The sequence below is a fragment of the Salinivibrio sp. IB574 genome (assembly GCF_001996205.1).
Classification (GTDB): Bacteria; Pseudomonadota; Gammaproteobacteria; order Enterobacterales; family Vibrionaceae; genus Salinivibrio; species Salinivibrio proteolyticus.
Window position 1 is genome coordinate 1 of the sequence record NZ_MUFN01000029.1, and the last position, 19,790, is coordinate 19,790.

Genomic DNA, 19,790 nt, shown 5'->3' on the forward strand with positions numbered 1-19,790 from the left:
ATTTAGGGGCGATTGGTATTCGCGTCAATATCATTCCGGAGAAAACAGTCAACCGCGTGGCTATTCGCGAAGGCGATGATGCGCATGACATGGTGCTGACCGGCTGGGTGGCAGACAATGGCGATCCAGACACCTTTTTGCGTCCACTACTGACATGCAATGCAAAGTTTACTGGCTGGAATATGTCAAACTGGTGCAACCGCTACTTTGATCAAAAACTCAATGAAGCGATTGCGACAGAAGATACAGAGGCACGCAAAGCCTTGTATATCGAAGCACAAACCATTCTAAATCGTCGTATGCCCGTCGTACCTTTAGCGCATGGCATTCAACATCAAGTGCGTGACGCAAGCCTAAAAGGCTTAACCATGACGCCATTTGGCGCCGACAGCTTTTCTGACGTATCTCGGGGGCGCTAATGCTGATTTATACCTTACGACGCCTCAACCTGTTCCTCATCACCTTAGTGATCCTCACCTTGGTTGGCTACAACATTATGCTGTTGGCGCCTGACTCAGTGTGGCATGGCTTTGATTACTGGATTGGCTGGTTATATTACCTACGCCAATTAGTGGAGGGGCATTTAGGCATGGCCGCTAACGGCGAGCCGGTAATGGTCACCCTTGCGCATGTCGCCCCAGCCACCTTGGAGCTATGCCTTGCTGCATTGGTGATAAGCTTTGTGGTTGGCGTGCCACTCGGCACCTTAGCGGGCCTGCGCAGTCAAGGGCCAACAGATAAGCTGATCTCCTCGCTCGCTGTGGTGGTTTTTTCAATTCCCACCTTCTGGCTGGCTATTTTGTTTATCATGCTGTTTTCGCTCGACTTACAGTGGTTTCCTGTGTCTGGGCGCTATAATCTTTTGTATGAGATCCCTCATATTACCGGCTTTGCGTTGGTGGATTTATGGCTGTCGGATTTACCGCTTCAAGGCAAAGTCGCCACTGATATCATGCGTCATCTCGCCTTGCCCACGCTGACACTGGCGGTAGTGCCTACCACGGAAATCATCAAAATGGTGCGCAACTCGATGGCGCATGTGATGAGCCAAAATTACATCAAAGCCGCCGCGACTAAGGGCCTGTCTAAAACCGAGATCGTGTTGCGTCATGGCATGAAAAACGCCATTCCACCCATAATTCCTAATTTTGGTTTATTGGTATCAACCATGGTCACCTTCGTGATCATTGTGGAGTCGGTATTTAACTGGCCGGGAATTGGTCGTTGGCTATTAGATGCCCTGATCGCAAAAGACTACGCGTCTGTTCAAGCTGGCGTTCTGGTGATTGGTGGCTTTGTGTTACTGATAAATATCATTTCAGATGTTGTGGGTGCGTTTATGAACCCTCTGGTAAGGAAGGAATGGTATGCCCTCAAATAATGTCTATGTCGAGCAGCATATTCCCACCCAGCTCGAGCGATCGTGGGCGGCATTTCGTCGTAACAAGCTGGCCGTGATTGGTTTTTGGTGCCTTGTCGGCTTGATCTTGGTGACGATATTCGCTCCCTTATTAGCGCCTTGGAGCCCACAGCATCAAACCGGTCATCTGTTGATGGCGCCGTCTTGGGTGCAGTCGGGTCAAATTGAATACTTCTTGGGCACAGACGATCTGACCCGCGATATGCTCTCTCGCCTGATCGCCGGCTCACGTTTAACCTTTGGCTATGCGCTGATGGTGGCAATTGGCGCGGGTATTGTCGGTGTGGGCATTGGGGTGCTAGCCGGCATGACGAAGGGGCTAAAGTCGAGCTTTTTGAACCATATTCTCGACAGCATCCTCTCGATTCCTTCGCTGTTGCTTGCCATCATTGTGGTCGCTTTTTTAGGGGTGGGAGAAATGCAGGTACTACTTGCAGTCTGGCTCTCTCTGATCCCTCGTATTATTCGTGCGGTGTATACCGCCGTACACAATGAGATAGAGAAAGACTACATCATTGCCGCGCGCCTTGATGGTGCCAACGACTTTTACCTGCTCTATCACTCCATTTTCCCGAATATGGCGGTGGTGCTGAGCACTGAAATGACCCGAGCAATTTCCGTCGCCATTCTTGATATTGCAGCATTAGGCTTTTTGGGCCTCGGCGCCCAGCCACCCGCACCGGAATGGGGCGCGATGCTGGGTGATTCGGTCGAACTCATTTTTACCGCGCCTTGGACAGTCACACTCCCGGGAATGGCCATTGCGTTTAGCGTTTTGGTTGTTAACCTTGTCGGTGAAGGGGTCAGCCAAGCTATCAACGCAGGAACAGAATAATGCCGTTATTAGATATTCGTCACCTGACCATTGAAATCGACACCCCGCAAGGGATGGTGAAAGCGGTTGACCGTATGAGCCTAACCATCAATGACGGAGAGATCCGTGGCTTAGTGGGAGAGTCTGGCTCAGGAAAAAGTTTGGTCGCCAAAGCCATTTGTGGGGTTACCAAAGATAGCTGGCATGTGAGCGCCGACCGGTTACGATTAGGTAATATCGATCTACTTGAGCTTCCAGCACGAGAACGTCGTCATGTGGTCGGTAAAGACATTGCGATGATCTTTCAAGAGCCCTCGACCTGTTTAGACCCCTCTGAAGTCGTCGGGCATCAGCTGGAAGAGGCCATTCCGCCTGCCTCGTTTTCAGGTAGCTGGTGGCAACGTTTAAACTGGCGCAAACAGCACTCGATTGCCTTATTGCATAAAGTGGGCATCAAAGATCATAAACGGGTGATGGACAGCTATCCTTATGAGCTCACCGATGGGGAATGCCAGAAAGTGATGATTGCGATGGCGATTGCCAACCGCCCTCGCCTGTTGATCGCTGATGAGCCAACTAACGACCTCGATCCTATCACTCAATCGCAGATTTTCCGGTTACTCAGTCGTACCAATCAGCTTTCTAACACCACCATTTTGCTGATCAGTCACGACTTAACCTTAGTAACACAGTGGGCGGATCGTATTACCGTGATGTATTGCGGCCAATCGGTTGAATCAGGCAACCGTGAGCAAATACTTACCACACCGCATCATCCCTACACGGATGCTTTGCTGCGTGCGATGCCCGATTTCAGCCAAGATATTCCCCATAAAAGTAAATTGGAAACATTACCGGGCTCGATTCCTCCGTTACAGCACTTACCGATTGGTTGTCGCTTGGGACCTCGGTGCCCTTACGCGCAACGTAAATGTGTTGAAGTGCCGCATACACAGAAAATCAAAAACCATAAATTTGCCTGCCACTTCCCATTGAATATGGAGAATAAAAATGACCGCTCTTCTTGAAGTCGACGGGTTAAGCAAAGATTATTACCACCGCACTGGCTGGCTAAGAAAACGCGTCACCCATGCGGTGAAGCCCGTTTCTTTCCAGCTAGAAGTCGGCGAAACCATCGCTTTTGTAGGGGAAAATGGCTCGGGAAAATCGACCCTAGCACGTATGATTGCAGGCGTGATCGAACCGACATCGGGGCAGATTCGGGTCAATGGTGAAGAGCTGACGTTCAAAGATTACCAAACCCGCTGCAAGCTCATTCGCATGATCTTTCAAGATCCCAATACCTCACTCAATCCAAGAAACCAGATCGGGCAAATTCTTGAAGGACCGCTGAGACGAAATACCAATATGACGCCGCAAGAGCGAGGCAAGCGCGTTAAAGAAACCCTGCTGCGAGTGGGTCTGTTACCTGAGCATGCCTACTTTTACCCGCAAATGCTCGCAACGGGGCAAAAGCAGCGCGTGTCGCTGGCACGTGCGTTAATCTTGCAACCGAGTGTAATTGTGGCCGATGAAGCCTTGAACGGGTTAGATATGTCAATGCGCTCACAGATCATCAACTTGCTACTCGAGCTCCAAGAAGAGATGGGACTGTCCTATGTTTACGTGTCTCAACATATGGGCGTGATTAAGCATGTCACCGACAAGGTGATGGTGATGCAAAAAGGGGAAGTGGTCGAGTCAGGTAGCACAGAGTCCTTATTCGCCAATCCTCAGCATACATTGACCCAGCGTCTGATCGATAGTCACTTTACTGCGCCCATCCTCGATAGACGCTCGCGTAAATCTGCGTCGACGCGTACCTAGCCTTATCGCTGATCCAGTCACGATAAAGGCCACACATGTGGCCTTTATTATCTCAAGCAGTTTTGCGCCTGATGTTACGCTAAACTTTGATTGATTTGTGCAAGGACGGCCGCCGGGTCATCGGCTTGTGTAATCGGACGCCCAATCACTAAGTAGTCGGAACCCGCTGCAACAGCTTGTTCTGGGGTCATAATTCGGCGCTGATCACCAGCCGCACTGCCCACAGGTCGGATCCCGGGCGTCACCAACTTAAAGGCATCGCCACACTGGGCTTTCAGCAAACTGGCTTCTTGCGCTGAACACACCACACCATCCAATCCCGACTGTTGCGTCAGCTTGGCAAGGTGCTGTACCTGCGCTTGTGGTGAGCGTTGTACCCCACTTTGGCGCAAATCCGCGTCCGTCATGCTGGTCAATACGGTAACGCCGATAAGCAATGGACGGTTGCCGCCATATGGCTCAAGCGCCTCACGTGCTGCACTCATCATCCGCTCACCGCCTGAGGCATGAACGTTCACCATCCATACCCCTAGCTCTGCCGCGGCCGCAACCGCTTTCGCACACGTGTTCGGAATATCGTGAAACTTCAGGTCAAGAAAGACATCATGACCGTATGCGTGTAATTGTTTAACCAATGCAGGCCCAAATAAGGTGAACATTTCTTTGCCCACTTTTAAACGACACGAGCCCAGCTCAATTTTATCCACAAAGGCCAATGCTTGATTCATGTCTGCATAATCTAAGGCGACGATGACTTTCGGGTCTTGCATTATTGCTCCTGATTCCTTCACAAGGTTGTTATTCTCGCACTCCGCGTGCTCCCCAGCTGTCGCAGCCATTCGCGGTGACAGCAAGATAAAAAAACGGCGATGCCACTGCATCGCCATTATTCCCCATCCAAGCCCCGAATTGGCTTAATCGCTCCCCAGTTTTTACATGAGGGGCATTGCCAATAAAGCGCATGGGTGGAAAAGCCACACTTACGACAACGGTAATGCGGCTTAACTTTAATCTGTTCTGCAACAAGGTCTTTAAGGGTATTGAGGCTGGCTTTCGCGCGCCCCTCTTCCGCCTGTTCCACATGGTATTCCATCAGCTTGTGGAAACCACGCATGGTCGGGTTACGGGTTAGTTGGCGGGTCAGGAAGCTTTGTGCCATCGCGAGGTTCTCATTGGCACTGATCACCTCTGAAAGCATCAGTTCAGCGCTGACACCGGCTTTTTTCTCAATACATTCTTTTAAGAAACGGACAAGCTGCATTTCGCGTCCCAAGGCGCGATAACTTTGCGCGAGAAGCGGTAAAGCCTCGCTGACAAAATCAGCATCTTGCTCGAGAATGTTTTCCAGCTGCTTAATCGCCCCTTTGTAGTCCTCGTGCTGAATATCAAGCTTGGCTAGCATCAGGCTGGCTCTGACACAGCCTTTATCATAGGACAGGGCGCGACGTAGCAGTTGTCGGGCTTTGTGCTCATTCCCCTCACCCATCTGCTGCATCGCTAACTCACAGTGAAAGTGAGCAATGTCTTTGCGCAGTTTGCTCTTACCCAATTTAACCAGTTTGGCCGCAGTGTCTATCGCTTGTTCCCACTCACGTGTTTGCTGGAAAATCGCCAAAAGCTGTTGCAGTGCAAACTCTTTATAGTCAGGCTCATCGACCAATTTGACAAAGATTTTCTCTGCGCGGTCGAAAAAGCCCGCTACCATGTAGTCTTTCGCCAACTGTTGCATGGCGAGATTACGTTGGTCGAGGGTCAGGTTAGGACGAGCAATGAGGTTTTGGTGAATGCGGATCGCTCTGTCGACTTCGCCGCGAGAGCGAAACAGGTTACCCAACGCGAGGTGAGTATCAATCGTTTCATTATCGACTTGGAGCAGTTCAATAAAGAGATCGACCGCTTTATCCGACTGCTCAGACAGCAGTAGATTGAGTCCCGTGACATACTGACGAGACAGATGATGTGACTGTTCTTGCCGTCGATGACGAGCATTCCTGTTACCCATATACCAGCCGTAACCGGCCGCTATTGGTAATAACAGAAACAACAGCTCTAGCATGAATTAATGTTCCTTAAGCGGGTCCGTACGCAATTTATCAAGTTCTTTGCGTTGTTTCTCTACCTGCTTACGCAATCCTCGCGCCGTTAAGCGTGCTTTGAGGTACAGCGCTCCACATACCAGCCAGCCTATGCCAAAGCCAATGACAAAGACAATGCCCAAGATGACTGACAGCTTAAATTCACCTTGCGCGATAAGATAGTTAAAGTTAATCACTTCTTGGTTTTGCGCTCCCAGCGCCAAGGTGATCAAAAAGCATAACACCAGAAACAGAATGCCGAGTATTTTCACAAGTATTCCCTCATTGCGAAAGGCCTAGCGCCCCATCAATCATGATAAACCTGCCAGATGCGAGGCATCTGTCACTGTGATAGTTCCTGTGAGTTAAGCCAAGCTGCGCACCGTATTAAAGGTGTGCTTGTATCAAGGCGTAACATCCGGCGCCTGACCTTGTGATGACTGGTACGAGATCTTACACAGGAGGTATGATTATGCAGGAAATTCATCACGCAAGCTATGATCGATAGACATAAAAAAACGGCACACCTACAGCATGCCGTTTTTTTCAGCGCACATCGCTTAACTGTAAATGTTAACGCGATCGCGAAGTTCCTTACCCGGTTTAAAATGCGGAACGTACTTACCGTCCAATTCCACTTTTTCGCCCGTTTTAGGATTACGCCCCACACGAGGCGCACGATAATGCAGTGAGAAACTACCAAAACCACGGATCTCGATGCGGTCACCGCTCTCGAGTGTGGTCGCCATGTGCTCAAGGATTTCCTTGATGGCATCCTCTACCTGCTTTGCAGATAGATGGGTTTGCTGACTACAGAGCCTTTCAATCAACTCAGATTTGGTCATAAACACCCCGCTTTAGTATGTTTCTCAACAGTATAAATGCAGAGAGGGAAAATTTCCCCCTCTTATTGTGCATTATTCGCTCTTCGCTGCTTTGAACGCGTCAGCCATAGCGTTACCGAACGCGCCTTCTTCGGCTTTGTTCAGGCTAGCCATTGCTTCTTGCTCGTCAGCTTCGTCTTTCAGACGTACAGACAGGTTCAGAACGCGGTTCTTACGGTCAACACCGGTGAACTTCGCTTCAACACTGTCACCAACAGCAAGTACTTGAGTCGCGTCTTCAACACGATCACGAGCCGCTTCAGAAGCGCGCAGGTAACCTTCAACACCTTCTGCTAGCTCAACAGTTGCGCCTTTCGCGTCAACAGCAGTCACTGTACCGTTAACGATAGCACCTTTTTTGTTGGCTGCCAGATAGTTGTTGAATGGGTCTTCTTCCATTTGCTTGATGCCCAGTGAGATACGCTCACGCTCAGCATCAACCTGAAGAACCACTGCAGAGATCTCGTCACCTTTCTTGTATTCGCGAACGGCTTCTTCGCCAGCCACGTTCCAAGAGATGTCAGACAGGTGAACCAGACCGTCGATGCCGCCGTCTAGACCGATGAAGATACCGAAGTCAGTGATTGACTTGATCTTACCAGTTACACGATCGCCTTTGTTCTGAGTTTCAGCGAATTGCTGCCATGGGTTGGCTTTACACTGTTTCAGACCTAGGCTGATGCGACGACGCTCTTCGTCGATGTCCAGAACCATAACTTCAACTTCGTCACCCACGTTAACCACTTTAGATGGGTGGATGTTTTTGTTGGTCCAGTCCATTTCAGACACGTGTACCAGACCTTCAACGCCTTCTTCGATTTCAACGAAGCAGCCGTAGTCAGTTAGGTTGGTTACGCGACCAGTCAGCTTGTGACCTTCTGGGTAACGGTTAGCAATTGCTACCCATGGATCTTCACCCAGTTGCTTCAGGCCTAGTGATACGCGAGTGCGCTCACGGTCAAACTTCAGAACTTTAACGTTGATTTCGTCACCAACATTAACGATTTCTGATGGGTGCTTAACGCGCTTCCACGCCATGTCAGTGATGTGAAGCAGGCCGTCAACGCCGCCCAGATCAACGAACGCACCGTAGTCAGTCAGGTTCTTAACGATACCTTTAACTTCCATGCCTTCTTGCAGAGAAGCTAGCAGCTCGTCACGCTCAACGCTGTTTTCTGACTCGATAACCGCACGACGAGAAACAACAACGTTGTTGCGCTTCTGGTCAAGCTTGATTACTTTGAACTCGAGCTCTTTGCCTTCCAGGTGAGAAGTGTCACGTACTGGACGAACGTCAACCAGTGAACCCGGTAGGAACGCACGGATGCCGTTCAGTTCTACGGTGAAACCACCTTTCACTTTACCGTTGATGATACCCATCACGGTTTCAGCTTCTTCGTACGCTTTCTCTAGCTGGATCCAAGCTTCGTGACGCTTAGCTTTCTCACGAGAAAGCTGAGTTTCACCGAAACCGTCTTCCACTGCGTCCAGGGCTACGTCTACTTGACCGCCAACTTCAATTTCAAGTTCGCCAGCAGCGTTCTTGAATTGGTCAGCTGGGATAGCAGATTCAGATTTCAGGCCTGCGTCAACCAGAACGAAACCGTTCTCGATAGCAACAACAGTACCCTTAACAATAGAACCTGGGCGAGTTTCGATTTCTTTTAGAGACTCTTCAAAGAGTTGAGCAAAAGATTCAGTCATTATATTTAAATCTTCAATTTGATAAACGTCCACGGGTATCCTACCGCATGGGGTTGTTAAATATGTTAGCCATCATCCTTGCAGCTAACGGTTATAGACTGCTTATGCAGCCGATAATTTGCTTTCAATAAACGCCAGCGCTTGCTCGATCACCTCGTCAATTGACAGTGAGGTTGAATCTAGCACCAATGCATCTGGCGCGGGGCGTAATGGTGCCACCGCTCGGTTGCGGTCACGGTCATCACGCTCTTGAATTTCACTTAAAAGGCGGTCAAAGGTAACATTAACCCCCTTTTCTTGCAACTGCTGCTGACGGCGGCGGGCACGCTCTTGTGCACTGGCATCTAAGAATATTTTCACTTCGGCCTGCGGAAAGACCACGGTGCCCATATCACGGCCATCAGCAATCAATCCCGGCTCGCCGGCAAACGCGCGTTGACGACGCAACAATGCTTCACGCACACGCGGTAACGCGGCAACTTTTGACGCCTGATTGCCGACTTGTTCGGTACGTAGCGTCGCGGAAACGTCTTCGCCTTCCAGAATCACTTTTACCAGCTCACCTTCGGCGATGAACTGTACATCTAGGTTAGCAGCCAATGGCACTAATGCATCTTCTGAGGTGGTGTCCACATCATGGTGAATCGCAGCCAATGCCAATACACGGTATATCGCGCCAGAATCCAACAAATGCCACTGCAGTTTTTCTGCCAGTCGCATACATAAGGTTCCTTTTCCTGCACCACTTGGGCCATCTACTGTAATAACAGGCGCCTGTGTCGGCATAAATCTCTCCACATTTGGTTGAGTGCGTCGACGTTGCGCTATCCAAGCGCCCTCATACAAAGGGAAGCAACGCCGATAAATCGGCGCTTATTATAGAAGAAAGCGAGGAGGAAATCACCGCCACCGTCAGTTTATCCGTACGTATGGCGGTGGGATATTCAAGACTGACTAATGGCCGCGAGTTTTTCAAAGTAGTCTGGGAACGTTTTTGACGTACAACCCGGGTCATTAATGGTAACTGGCGTGTCGCTCAACGCCACCAGCGAGAAGCACATCGCCATCCGGTGATCGTCATAGGTATCGATCGCCGCATGAGTGAGCTGCTGAGGCGGTTCAATGTACAGGTAATCATCTCCCTCTTCGACCACCGCCCCCACTTTTTTCAATTCGGTTGCCATCGCATGTAAGCGATCGGTTTCTTTTACTCGCCAATTGTAAACGTTACGAATACGCGTGGGGCCTTTGGCAAACAGCGCCGCTACCCCAATAGTCATGGCCGCGTCAGGAATGTGGTTGAAGTCCATGTCCACACCATGAAGCTTTCCTTTGCGTGCAATGACGTAATCATCACCCCACTCGATGTCAGCGCCCATTGCCGCTAACGCATCGGCAAATTGGATGTCACCTTGCACACTATGACGACCAATACCGGTGACCTTCACGGCACCGCCTTTAATGGCCGCAGCCGCGAGGAAGTAAGAAGCCGATGACGCATCGCCTTCTACCATCAGATGGCCTGGCGATTGATAGCGTTGTCCCGCCGGAACCACAAACCGCTGATAGTTATCGTTATGTACCTCGACGCCAAACTGGGCCATGATCGCCAAGGTAATATCAATGTAGGGTTTCGATACCAAGTCGCCTTTAATGGTGATCCGCGTTTCTTCACGCGCTAACGGCGCGGCCATCAACAGGGCGGTTAAGAACTGGCTAGAAATACTGCCATCGATACTGACATCGCCGCCAGCGAGCCCCGTGCCTTTAATATGTAATGGTGGGTAGCCCTCGCTCTCTAAATAGCGAACCTCTGCCCCTATGGCATTGAGTGCCTCAACAAGGTGGCCAATGGGACGCTCTTTCATGCGCGGCTCACCGGTTAGAGTGATCTCACCTTCACCCAAACACAGCGCGGCCGTTAATGGACGCATGGCCGTACCCGCATTGCCTAAAAACAGCTCCAGTGGCGCTTGGGTATGGAAGGCTTGTCCCAACCCTTCCACAACACACTCAGTGCGATCGTCAGACAGCTGATAAGACACGCCTAAGTCAGTAAATGCATTGAGCATATGACGCACATCGTCACTGTTGAGCAGGTTGGTTAAGCGCGTCGCACCGGATGCTAGCGCGGCCAGCAGTAAAGCGCGATTAGATACACTCTTTGAGCCGGGAAGGTTAATGTGACCATCGATATGAGAGATCGGGGAAAGTGTCAGTTGCTCCATTCTGGTTTAATTTCCGTGATGCTTTGTGCAACCAGAGTAACCAAAATACAAGCCATCTCACAATTATTATTTTTATCAAAGTAGAAACAAAAACGTCCCAGACGCAAAAAGCGGCTGGGACGCAAACCGTTTTACACCGTGTTAGGCGTATTTTTTCTCAAACTTCACCATGAAGTCGACTAATGCCTGAACCCCTTCAAGGGACATTGCATTATAGATTGACGCGCGCATTCCTCCGACATCTCGATGCCCTTTCAGCGCGTGCAATCCATGCTCCATCGCTTCGGCGAGGAAGGTGTCGTCCAGCTCACTGTTAGCGAGTTGGAAGGGCACATTCATCAGTGAGCGATTATCTGGGTGAACATCGTTGCGATAGAAAGAAGAGTTATCGATGCAATCGTACAACAGCGCCGCTTTTTGCTGATTGTGCGCATAAATAGCCTCAACTCCCCCTCTCTTTTTCAGCCATTTAAAGACTTCTGCTGCCAGATACCAAGCAAAGGTGGGTGGTGTATTGAACATGGATTCTTTTTCGGCCAAGACTTTGTAGTTCAACACACTCGGCAACACATCTTTAGCAAGGTGTAATAAATCATCACGCACAATCACCAAGGTCAGCCCCGCCGGACCGATATTCTTCTGCGCCCCCGCATAGATCACGCCATACTTGGACACATCTATCGGGCGAGAGAGAATGTTCGATGACATATCTGCCACGATGGGTTTGTTGGTTTCCGGCAGATCCGTGATTTCAATCCCATCAATGGTTTCATTGGGGCAAAAATGCACATATGCGGCATCATCACTTAACAACCACTCGTTTGCCGGCAGGATAGCGCGTTTACCATCACGCTCGCGAGTCACATTGATGACATTGGGAGTGCAGTAGCGCTTGGCCTCTTTGACGGCACTCGTCGCCCAGTAACCGCCATCGACATAGTCAGCAATGGTGTTGTTACCCAGTAAGTTCATGGGTACCGCCGCAAACTGAGCGCGTGCGCCACCTTGGCAAAAGAGAATGTGATAATTGTCTGGGATCACCAGTAGTTCACGTAAATCTTGCTCTGATTGACGAGCAATGGCTAAAAACTCTTTACTGCGATGAGAGATTTCCATCACCGAGGTGCCAAGACCGTTCCAATTGGTGAATTCTTTTTGTGCTTTTAGCATTACCTCGCGGGGAAGCATCGCGGGTCCGGCAGAAAAATTGTATACCTTGTCCATGTTGTGGAGGGGCTCCTGCTGTTTTTTATCTGCAAGACGTATCTCACGTTATGACGAAGATACATCGTTGAAAGGCGTAGCTATTGATTTAACACGTTTGCATGGGCTTTGGAAATATAGCGCGTAAAAAAGGGCGCAGATCACTGCACCCTTTTATTGTTTTATGATTGCAACACGAGGACTTAAGCGTCTTGATCGCTATCCGTCTCACTCGGTGTGTCATCATTGTCCTCAGAGCTGGTCTCAGAGGCTGGTGCGTCACTGGTTACAGTGGCATTTGCCGCCGCTTCGTTAGCCAGTGCTTCCATTTCCTCTTCATCCGGTTCTTCGATACGCTGAAGACCAACCACTTTTTCATCATCACTGACGCGGATCAGTCGTACGCCTTGGGTATTACGGCCCACTTGGCTAACTTCTTCCGCGCGGGTACGTACCAGGGTACCGGCATTGGTGATTAACATCAGTTCATCACCGGTGCAGACCTGGATGGCACCGACAACGTCACCATTCCGCTCAGAGACTTTAATCGAGACCACACCCTTGGTCGCACGGCTCTTCGTTGGATACTCTTCCAGCGCCGTGCGTTTACCAAAGCCGTTCTCCGTCACCGTCAGGATGTCACCATCCGACTGCGGCACAATCAGGGAAACGACTTGGTCTTTCTCTGCGAGCTGAATCCCGCGGACACCTGCCGCGGTACGGCCCATTGCTCGTACTGTCTCGTTAGACGCTACAAAGCGCACCACTTTACCGAATTGTGAGAACAGCATGACTTCGCTGTTATCATCAGTCAGCTGCGCGCCAATAAGACTATCACCTTCACGTAGGTTCACGGCAATAATGCCCGCGCTGCGTGGACGGCTAAAGTCAGTCAGCGGGGTTTTCTTCACGGTGCCGTGCGCAGTGGCCATGAAGACGTATTTGTCTTCTGCATATTCACGAACCGGCAGAATAGTGGTGATCCGCTCGTCGTCTTCCAATGGCAGCAAGTTGACGATCGGTTTACCGCGTGCGTTACGCGACGCATGTGGCAGTTGATACACTTTCAACCAGTACATACGGCCACGTGTCGAGAAGCACAAGATAGTGTCGTGCGTATTCGCTACCAACAGACGCTCAATGAAATCTTCATCTTTCATGCGCGTGGCTGATTTACCTTTACCACCGCGACGCTGCGCTTCATAGTCACTCAAGGCTTGATATTTCACATATCCCTCGTGTGACCATGTCACGATGACATCTTCTTCGTTGATCAGATCTTCGATATCAATGTCAGCGCTTGCCGCCGTGATCTCAGTCAGGCGCTTATCGCCATAACTATCACGAATCGCCTCAAGCTCTTCGCGGATCACTTCCATCAAACGCTCGGTGCTGGCCAAGATATGCATTAATTCAGCAATTTGTTCCAGCAGCGATTTGTATTCATCAAGGATCTTGTCGTGCTCGAGCCCAGTCAGCTTATGCAAACGCAAATCCAGAATCGCTTGCGCTTGTTGCTCAGTCAGATAGTAGGAACCGTCATCACGTGCACCAAACTCAGGCGCTAACCACTCAGGGCGAGCAGAATCAACACCCGCCGCTTCCAACATGGCAGACACGCCACCTAAGCTCCAGCCTTGTGCTTGTAGCTCTTGTTTGGCAACTGCTGGGGTCGGCGCTCGGCGAATAAGCTCGATCACTTCATCGATGTTAGCCAGTGCAACCGCTAGACCTTCAAGGATGTGTGCACGCTCACGCGCTTTGCGTAATTCATACACAGTACGACGAGTGACCACTTCACGGCGGTGATTGACAAAACACTCCAACATCCCTTTGAGGTTGAAGAGTTTTGGCTGGTTGTTATCCAGCGCCACCATGTTGATACCAAACGACGTTTGCAACTGAGTCTGGGCATACAGGTTGTTGAGAACGACTTCTGCCACCGCGTCGCGGCGACATTCGATCACAATCCGCATCCCGTCTTTATCTGACTCGTCACGCAGCGCTGAAATGCCTTCAATTTTTTTATCTTTGACAAGCTCAGCAATCTTTTCAATCAGGCGCGCTTTGTTAACTTGATACGGGATCTCATTGACAACAATGGTTTCTTTACCATGTTTATCCGCTTCGATCTCCGCCTTCGCACGTAGATAGATTTTGCCGCGACCGGTCTTATAAGCATCTTCGATGCCTTTACGGCCGTTGATCATCGCCGCGGTCGGGAAATCAGGCCCCGGAATGTGCTCCATCAGCTCATCGATGGTGATATCTTCGTTATCGATATACGCCAGACAGCCGTTGATCACTTCGGTGATGTTGTGAGGTGGGATGTTGGTTGCCATCCCCACCGCGATACCAGAAGCGCCATTCACTAACAAGTTAGGCACGCGCGTCGGTAATACATCAGGGATTTGCTCCGTACCGTCATAGTTAGGTACGTAGTCCACTGTTTCTTTGTCTAGATCCGCGAGGAGCTCATGGGCAATTTTTGCCATGCGCACTTCGGTGTAACGCATCGCCGCGGCCGAGTCACCATCAATGGAGCCAAAGTTACCTTGGCCATCCACCAACATATAACGCAGTGAGAAAGGCTGCGCCATACGAACAATAGTGTCGTAAACCGCGCTATCACCGTGTGGGTGGTATTTACCGATTACGTCACCGACCACACGGGCCGATTTTTTATATGGCTTGTTCCAGTCGTTGCCAAGTACATTCATCGCGAATAAAACGCGGCGGTGTACTGGCTTTAGGCCATCACGCACGTCAGGAAGAGCTCGGCCAACAATGACAGACATTGCATAGTCGAGATACGAGCTTTTCAGCTCCTCTTCGATATTGACTGGCGTGATCTCTTTAGCAAGATCGCTCATGGAGCCAACATCCCTCAAATAATGTTTGCGTATTCAAATACGTGACCACGGAGGATAACACAAAGCCACTCGCTAGACACGTGAATATGGCTAAGATGTATCATAGATCTCGTTAGAAAAGCCTCTCAACGCGTCTATGCGGGTAAAAACCCATCACTTCCGTGTCTGGCTATCAAGAATTAAAAATAAAAGCCCAGAAACGTCCTCAGCGCTTATTTACTTTTTCTATTTACCGTATAGCAGCGTCATCTTCACCCTTTATCGCTTCCTGTTTGCTGTCATTTCAGCCATCTTGGCCCATACTTAAATCGTGAGAACGCGTGACATACGACGCGTAGAAAGGATTGTTGTCGACACGTTCGACTAAGGAGTAGGCAGCATGCTGACTCGTATCGTGAATGCTATCGGAATGTGCTTGATTGCCGGTAAATACATGTTAGCGTGCATCATTGCTGTCAGTGCAATGATGACTGCAACCTTGTAACCACTATCACGCGGCCGGGCTGGCGAGCCGCGTTTATCGCTCACCGACACTTGGCGGGACCACTAAGCTCGCTTATCCTGCAGCGCCCTTTTGCGTGCCCAATACCACCAATTACACTTCCTTTGTTCCACGCGTTCCCGAGCTGCAACTACACAGCATTTGGGTATATAATGCAGCAAAACCAATAAGGAAGCTGTATTTATGAGCCACGTAGCTAACGTTGACCCGGCAGAAATTCAAAAGTTTGAAGACATGGCATCACGCTGGTGGGATTTGGAAGGTGAGTTTAAACCCCTCCACCAAATCAACCCGCTACGCTTGCAGTACGTGATAGAAAAAGCCGGCGGCCTGTTTGGTAAAAAGGTGTTAGACGTTGGCTGCGGCGGAGGCATTCTTGCCGAAAGTATGGCTCGCGAAGGCGCCGAGGTCACGGGACTAGATATGGGCAAAGAGCCACTGACCGTTGCACGCTTGCATGCGCTTGAATCCGGTATTGACGTACAATACATTCAGTCGACCGCTGAAGAACACGCTGACAGCTACGCCGGCCAGTACGATGTGGTGACCTGCATGGAGATGCTAGAACACGTGCCAGAACCTGCCTCAGTGATCCAGGCGTGTGCGAACATGGTCAAACCTGGCGGTCATGTTTTCTTTTCGACGCTTAACCGCAATACCAAGTCGTGGCTATTTGCCATCGTGGGCGCCGAGCACCTGCTCAAACTGGTACCGAAAGGCACTCACGACCATCATAAGTTTATTCGTCCCTCTGAACTGATGGCGATGGTCGATACCACAGCCCTCCAAGCGCGTGGTATGACCGGCTTACACTACAACCCATTAACCGGCATCTATAAGTTATCCAACGCCAATGTCGACGTGAATTATTTGCTCCACACTGTCAACCCCGCTTAAAGAGTTGAGGCATTGTATGACCACCCCCGCAACGGTTTTGTTTGATCTCGATGGCACGCTGCTAGATACCGCGCCGGATATGGGCATGGCAGCGAACCGCGTGCTCGCAGAGTACAACTTACCACCTCTTAGCCAAGAGCAAATCTACCGCCATACCAGTCATGGGGCGCGCGGCTTACTGACCGCAGGGTTTGGTGATAAAGCCAAAGAGCAAGATCCCATCGCCTTGCGGGCCCGTTTTCTGCATCATTACGGCCAAGCGATTTGTTCGGGGACGACTTTGTACGAAGGTATCGAAACGCTCCTCGACCTGTTAGAGCATCAGGCCATCCCGTGGGGCATTGTCACCAATAAACCTGAAGGGCTCACCCATCAGCTGTTAACCTTTTTTCCACGCCTGCAGCAGGCACAGGTTATTGTCGGGGCTGACACTTACGCGCACGCCAAGCCTCACCCATTGCCGCTTCTCGAAGCAGCGAAAACGCTTAATTGTGCACCAGAGCACTGCTTCTATGTCGGAGATATTGAAAATGACATGTTAGCCGCTCGGGCGGCCAATATGGGTGCCGCAGTCGCCGCGTGGGGATACACAGGTGGTGATGATGTAATCAGTAAATGGGAAGCAGATCATATTTTCGCCACCCCACACCATCTCAGTGCCTTTATTGGATCCTAATCACACCCCACAAACCGTGGGGTTTGTTGCCTTTTCAATCAGTTAAATCGGATCACTGTTCGAGCCCAAGATCAATCAAAATAAATTTTTTTTCTTGGTCTTTTTACTGTTTCAACGATTGAAATTCTCGCTAATCTTGGCGCACTTGGAACGCTAGGTTGGTGATTACTAACTTTCGTTATAACATCCCCAAGATATCCACACCTCATCAGCGTGTCGTTCTCTTGCAATATCGCGGTTATATCACTATCTTGTAACGCATCGACAAGCCGACCCCTATATATAGTGTATGAGCGACGCAACGTCCGCATAGAGGCCGACCAAAAAATCATCAGGCATTTTATAAAATCTTGCGAAAATAGCAGTTTGGCAAGGAAATATTGGGAAAGCACACAAAATGAACCAAGAAATAACCGTACTTAAGCGTGATGGACGCAAAGAAAATTTAAACCTCGATAAAATCCATCGCGTTGTTACTTGGGCTGCAGAAGGCCTCACCAACGTCTCCGTTTCTCTCGTCGAGATGCGCTCTCACATCCAGTTTTACGATGGCATGCGTACTGAAGACATTCATGAGACGATCATCAAAGCTGCAGCGGACCTAATTTCGGAAGAAAGCCCAGATTATCAATACCTTGCTGCTCGCCTAGCGGTGTTCCACCTGCGTAAAAAAGCGTACGGACAGTTCGAGCCGCCCACGCTCGTGAAGCATGTGAAAAACATGGTTGAGAAGGGTAAATATGATGCCCACATTCTCGAAGACTACAGCGAAGACGAGCTCGACACCCTAGACAGCTATATCGACCACTGGCGCGACATGAACTTCTCATACGCAGCCGTTAAACAGCTGGAAGGCAAGTACTTGGTTCAAAACCGTGTGACCGGTGAAATCTACGAGAGCGCCCAGTTCCTGTATATGATGGTTGCTGCGTGCTTGTTCGCTGCCTATCCAAAAGAAACGCGCCTTGATTATATCCGTCGTTTCTATGATGCGGTTTCTCAGTTCAAGATCTCATTGCCTACGCCAATTATGTCTGGGGTACGCACGCCAACGCGCCAGTTTAGCTCGTGTGTACTGATAGAGTGCGACGATAGCCTAGACTCGATCAACGCGACCTCTAGCGCCATTGTTCGCTACGTATCTCAGCGCGCGGGGATTGGTATCAATGCCGGTCGTATCCGCGCGTTAGGCAGCCCAATTCGTGGAGGTGAAGCTTTCCACACGGGTTGTATTCCATTTTATAAATATTTCCAAACTGCTGTTAAATGCTGTTCGCAAGGCGGTGTGCGCGGTGGTGCAGCCACCTTGTTCTACCCTATTTGGCACCGAGAAGTTGAATCCCTGCTGGTATTGAAAAATAACCGTGGTGTGGAAGAAAACCGTGTTCGTCACATGGATTACGGCGTGCAAATCAACAAACTGATGTACACCCGCCTACTCAAAGGTGGCAACATCTCCTTGTTCTCGCCGTCTGATGTACCGGGACTGTATGATGCTTTCTTCGAAGACCAAGAGAAGTTTGAGCGTCTGTACACCCAATATGAAGCGGATGCATCGATTCAGCGTGAAACGGTCAAAGCTGTCGATCTTTTCTCTCTGATGATGCAAGAGCGCGCATCAACCGGACGTATCTATATCCAAAACGTGGATCACTGTAATACGCACAGCCCATTCGATGCGTCTGTGGCACCAATTCGTCAGTCCAACCTGTGTTTGGAAATTGCACTGCCGACCAAGCCACTTAACAATGTTGAAGACGAAAACGGTGAAATTGCGCTGTGTACCCTCTCTGCATTTAACTTGGGTGCGCTGGAGTCACTGGACGAGCTTAGCGAGTTGGCCGATCTGACCATCCGTGCACTGGATGCCCTGCTTGATTACCAAGACTACCCGCTACCGGCAGCACGTAAAGCGACCATGAACCGCCGTACCTTGGGTGTCGGTGTGATTAACTTTGCTTACTACCTAGCGAAGCATGGCGTACGTTATTCCGATGGCAGCGCAAACGGTCTGACTCACCGTACCTTTGAAGCCATTCAATATCACTTGCTTCGCGCCTCTGTTGAGCTTGCAAAAGAGAAAGGCGCGTGCCCTGCGTTTAACGAGACTACCTATTCGCAAGGTATTCTGCCAATTGATACCTACAAGAAAGATCTGGATGGTATCTGTGACGAGCCTCTGCACTTAGATTGGGAGACGCTGCGTAAAGACATTCAAACGCATGGCTTACGTAACTCAACATTGACCGCCTTGATGCCATCAGAGACGTCATCACAAATCTCAAATGCCACCAATGGCATTGAGCCACCTCGTGGTTACGTATCGGTAAAAGCATCGAAGGACGGTATCCTCAAGCAGGTCGTGCCGGAATTCCATAAATACAAGAATAACTACGAGCTGCTCTGGAACATTGGTAGTAATGATGGCTACTTACAGTTAGTCGGTATCATGCAAAAATTCGTCGATCAGGCGATTTCCGCCAACACCAATTATGATCCGAGCCGTCATCAAAGTGGTAAAGTTCCAATGAACCAACTACTCAAAGACCTGCTCACCGCTTATAAACTCGGGGTTAAAACCCTTTACTATCACAACACCCGTGATGGTGCGAGCGATGGTCAATCGGATCTGAGTGCTGCGCAAGCAGAAGATGATTGTGCCGGCGGTGCATGTAAGATCTAACAAA

General features: G+C 50.0%; 16 protein-coding genes and 1 pseudogene. 8 read left to right on the forward strand and 9 right to left on the reverse strand.

The annotated features are described in order from the left end of the window. From BZJ17_RS13480 to BZJ17_RS13500, 5 genes and pseudogenes are all read left to right on the forward strand, one after another. Nucleotides 1-419 (forward strand): annotated as a pseudogene (locus BZJ17_RS13480) (ABC transporter substrate-binding protein); the annotation flags it as partial. After that, a complete protein-coding gene (locus BZJ17_RS13485; protein WP_069588888.1) occupies nucleotides 419-1,381 on the forward strand; it encodes an ABC transporter permease subunit in 963 nt (320 codons plus the stop codon). The pseudogene BZJ17_RS13480 and the gene BZJ17_RS13485, both read left to right, overlap by 1 nt. After that, nucleotides 1,368-2,255 carry a putrescine export ABC transporter permease SapC gene (gene sapC / locus BZJ17_RS13490; protein WP_069588887.1) on the forward strand — a complete coding sequence of 296 codons (888 nt, stop codon included), beginning with the start codon at nucleotides 1,368-1,370 and terminating at the stop codon, nucleotides 2,253-2,255. Before BZJ17_RS13485 ends, sapC begins: the two co-directional genes overlap by 14 nt. After that, the gene (locus BZJ17_RS13495) at nucleotides 2,255-3,262 is read left to right on the forward strand and encodes an oligopeptide/dipeptide ABC transporter ATP-binding protein (RefSeq protein ID WP_069588884.1); all 1,008 of its coding nucleotides are present in this window, start codon (nucleotides 2,255-2,257) and stop codon (nucleotides 3,260-3,262) included. The genes sapC and BZJ17_RS13495 overlap by 1 nt, the downstream gene beginning before the upstream one ends. Then, nucleotides 3,246-4,061, forward strand: coding sequence for an ATP-binding cassette domain-containing protein (locus BZJ17_RS13500; protein ID WP_077641074.1), 816 nt, complete (start codon nucleotides 3,246-3,248; stop codon nucleotides 4,059-4,061). The genes BZJ17_RS13495 and BZJ17_RS13500 overlap by 17 nt, the downstream gene beginning before the upstream one ends. Nucleotides 4,062-4,135: 74 nt before the next feature. On the opposite strand, the gene pyrF is transcribed toward BZJ17_RS13500, so the two are convergent. The 9 genes from pyrF to gyrA all read right to left on the reverse strand — a co-directional run bounded on the left by pyrF (nucleotide 4,136) and on the right by gyrA (nucleotide 15,028). Then, nucleotides 4,136-4,831, reverse strand: coding sequence for an orotidine-5'-phosphate decarboxylase (gene pyrF / locus BZJ17_RS13505; protein ID WP_077641075.1), 696 nt, complete (start codon nucleotides 4,829-4,831; stop codon nucleotides 4,136-4,138). A 116-nt stretch (nucleotides 4,832-4,947) separates the two neighbouring features. Then, a complete protein-coding gene (gene lapB, locus BZJ17_RS13510; RefSeq protein WP_069588879.1) occupies nucleotides 4,948-6,117 on the reverse strand; it encodes a lipopolysaccharide assembly protein LapB in 1,170 nt (389 codons plus the stop codon). Between the two features lie 3 nt (nucleotides 6,118-6,120). Then, complete coding sequence (locus BZJ17_RS13515) at nucleotides 6,121-6,408, reverse strand: lipopolysaccharide assembly protein LapA domain-containing protein (protein ID WP_069588877.1); 288 nt, start codon at nucleotides 6,406-6,408, stop codon at nucleotides 6,121-6,123. Nucleotides 6,409-6,696: 288 nt separating this feature from the next. After that, on the reverse strand, nucleotides 6,697-6,981 hold the full coding sequence (gene ihfB, locus BZJ17_RS13520) for an integration host factor subunit beta (RefSeq protein WP_069588875.1): 285 nt from the start codon (nucleotides 6,979-6,981) through the stop codon (nucleotides 6,697-6,699). A gap of 72 nt (nucleotides 6,982-7,053) precedes the next feature. After that, nucleotides 7,054-8,724 carry a 30S ribosomal protein S1 gene (gene rpsA / locus BZJ17_RS13525; protein ID WP_069588938.1) on the reverse strand — a complete coding sequence of 557 codons (1,671 nt, stop codon included), beginning with the start codon at nucleotides 8,722-8,724 and terminating at the stop codon, nucleotides 7,054-7,056. Nucleotides 8,725-8,826: 102 nt separating this feature from the next. Further along, nucleotides 8,827-9,510: a (d)CMP kinase gene (gene cmk, locus BZJ17_RS13530; protein WP_069588873.1), complete on the reverse strand. Its 684-nt coding sequence runs from the start codon at nucleotides 9,508-9,510 to the stop codon at nucleotides 8,827-8,829. Between the two features lie 158 nt (nucleotides 9,511-9,668). Then, nucleotides 9,669-10,952 (reverse strand): 3-phosphoshikimate 1-carboxyvinyltransferase, encoded by a 1,284-nt coding sequence (aroA, locus tag BZJ17_RS13535; protein ID WP_077641076.1) that lies wholly within the window; start codon nucleotides 10,950-10,952, stop codon nucleotides 9,669-9,671. A gap of 141 nt (nucleotides 10,953-11,093) precedes the next feature. Continuing rightward, a complete protein-coding gene (gene serC, locus BZJ17_RS13540) occupies nucleotides 11,094-12,176 on the reverse strand; it encodes a 3-phosphoserine/phosphohydroxythreonine transaminase (RefSeq protein WP_077641077.1) in 1,083 nt (360 codons plus the stop codon). A 182-nt stretch (nucleotides 12,177-12,358) separates the two neighbouring features. Beyond that, nucleotides 12,359-15,028 (reverse strand): DNA topoisomerase (ATP-hydrolyzing) subunit A, encoded by a 2,670-nt coding sequence (gyrA, locus tag BZJ17_RS13545; protein WP_077641078.1) that lies wholly within the window; start codon nucleotides 15,026-15,028, stop codon nucleotides 12,359-12,361. A gap of 685 nt (nucleotides 15,029-15,713) precedes the next feature. On the opposite strand from gyrA, the gene ubiG reads away from it, so the two are divergent. The 3 genes from ubiG (at nucleotide 15,714) to nrdA (ending at nucleotide 19,786) form a co-directional block, all read left to right on the forward strand. Continuing rightward, complete coding sequence (gene ubiG, locus BZJ17_RS13550) at nucleotides 15,714-16,427, forward strand: bifunctional 2-polyprenyl-6-hydroxyphenol methylase/3-demethylubiquinol 3-O-methyltransferase UbiG (protein WP_069588865.1); 714 nt, start codon at nucleotides 15,714-15,716, stop codon at nucleotides 16,425-16,427. Between the two features lie 16 nt (nucleotides 16,428-16,443). Continuing rightward, a complete protein-coding gene (gph, locus tag BZJ17_RS13555; protein WP_077641079.1) occupies nucleotides 16,444-17,103 on the forward strand; it encodes a phosphoglycolate phosphatase in 660 nt (219 codons plus the stop codon). Between the two features lie 397 nt (nucleotides 17,104-17,500). Continuing rightward, nucleotides 17,501-19,786 (forward strand): class 1a ribonucleoside-diphosphate reductase subunit alpha, encoded by a 2,286-nt coding sequence (nrdA, locus tag BZJ17_RS13560; RefSeq protein WP_069588856.1) that lies wholly within the window; start codon nucleotides 17,501-17,503, stop codon nucleotides 19,784-19,786. The last annotated feature ends 4 nt before the right edge of the window (nucleotides 19,787-19,790 follow it).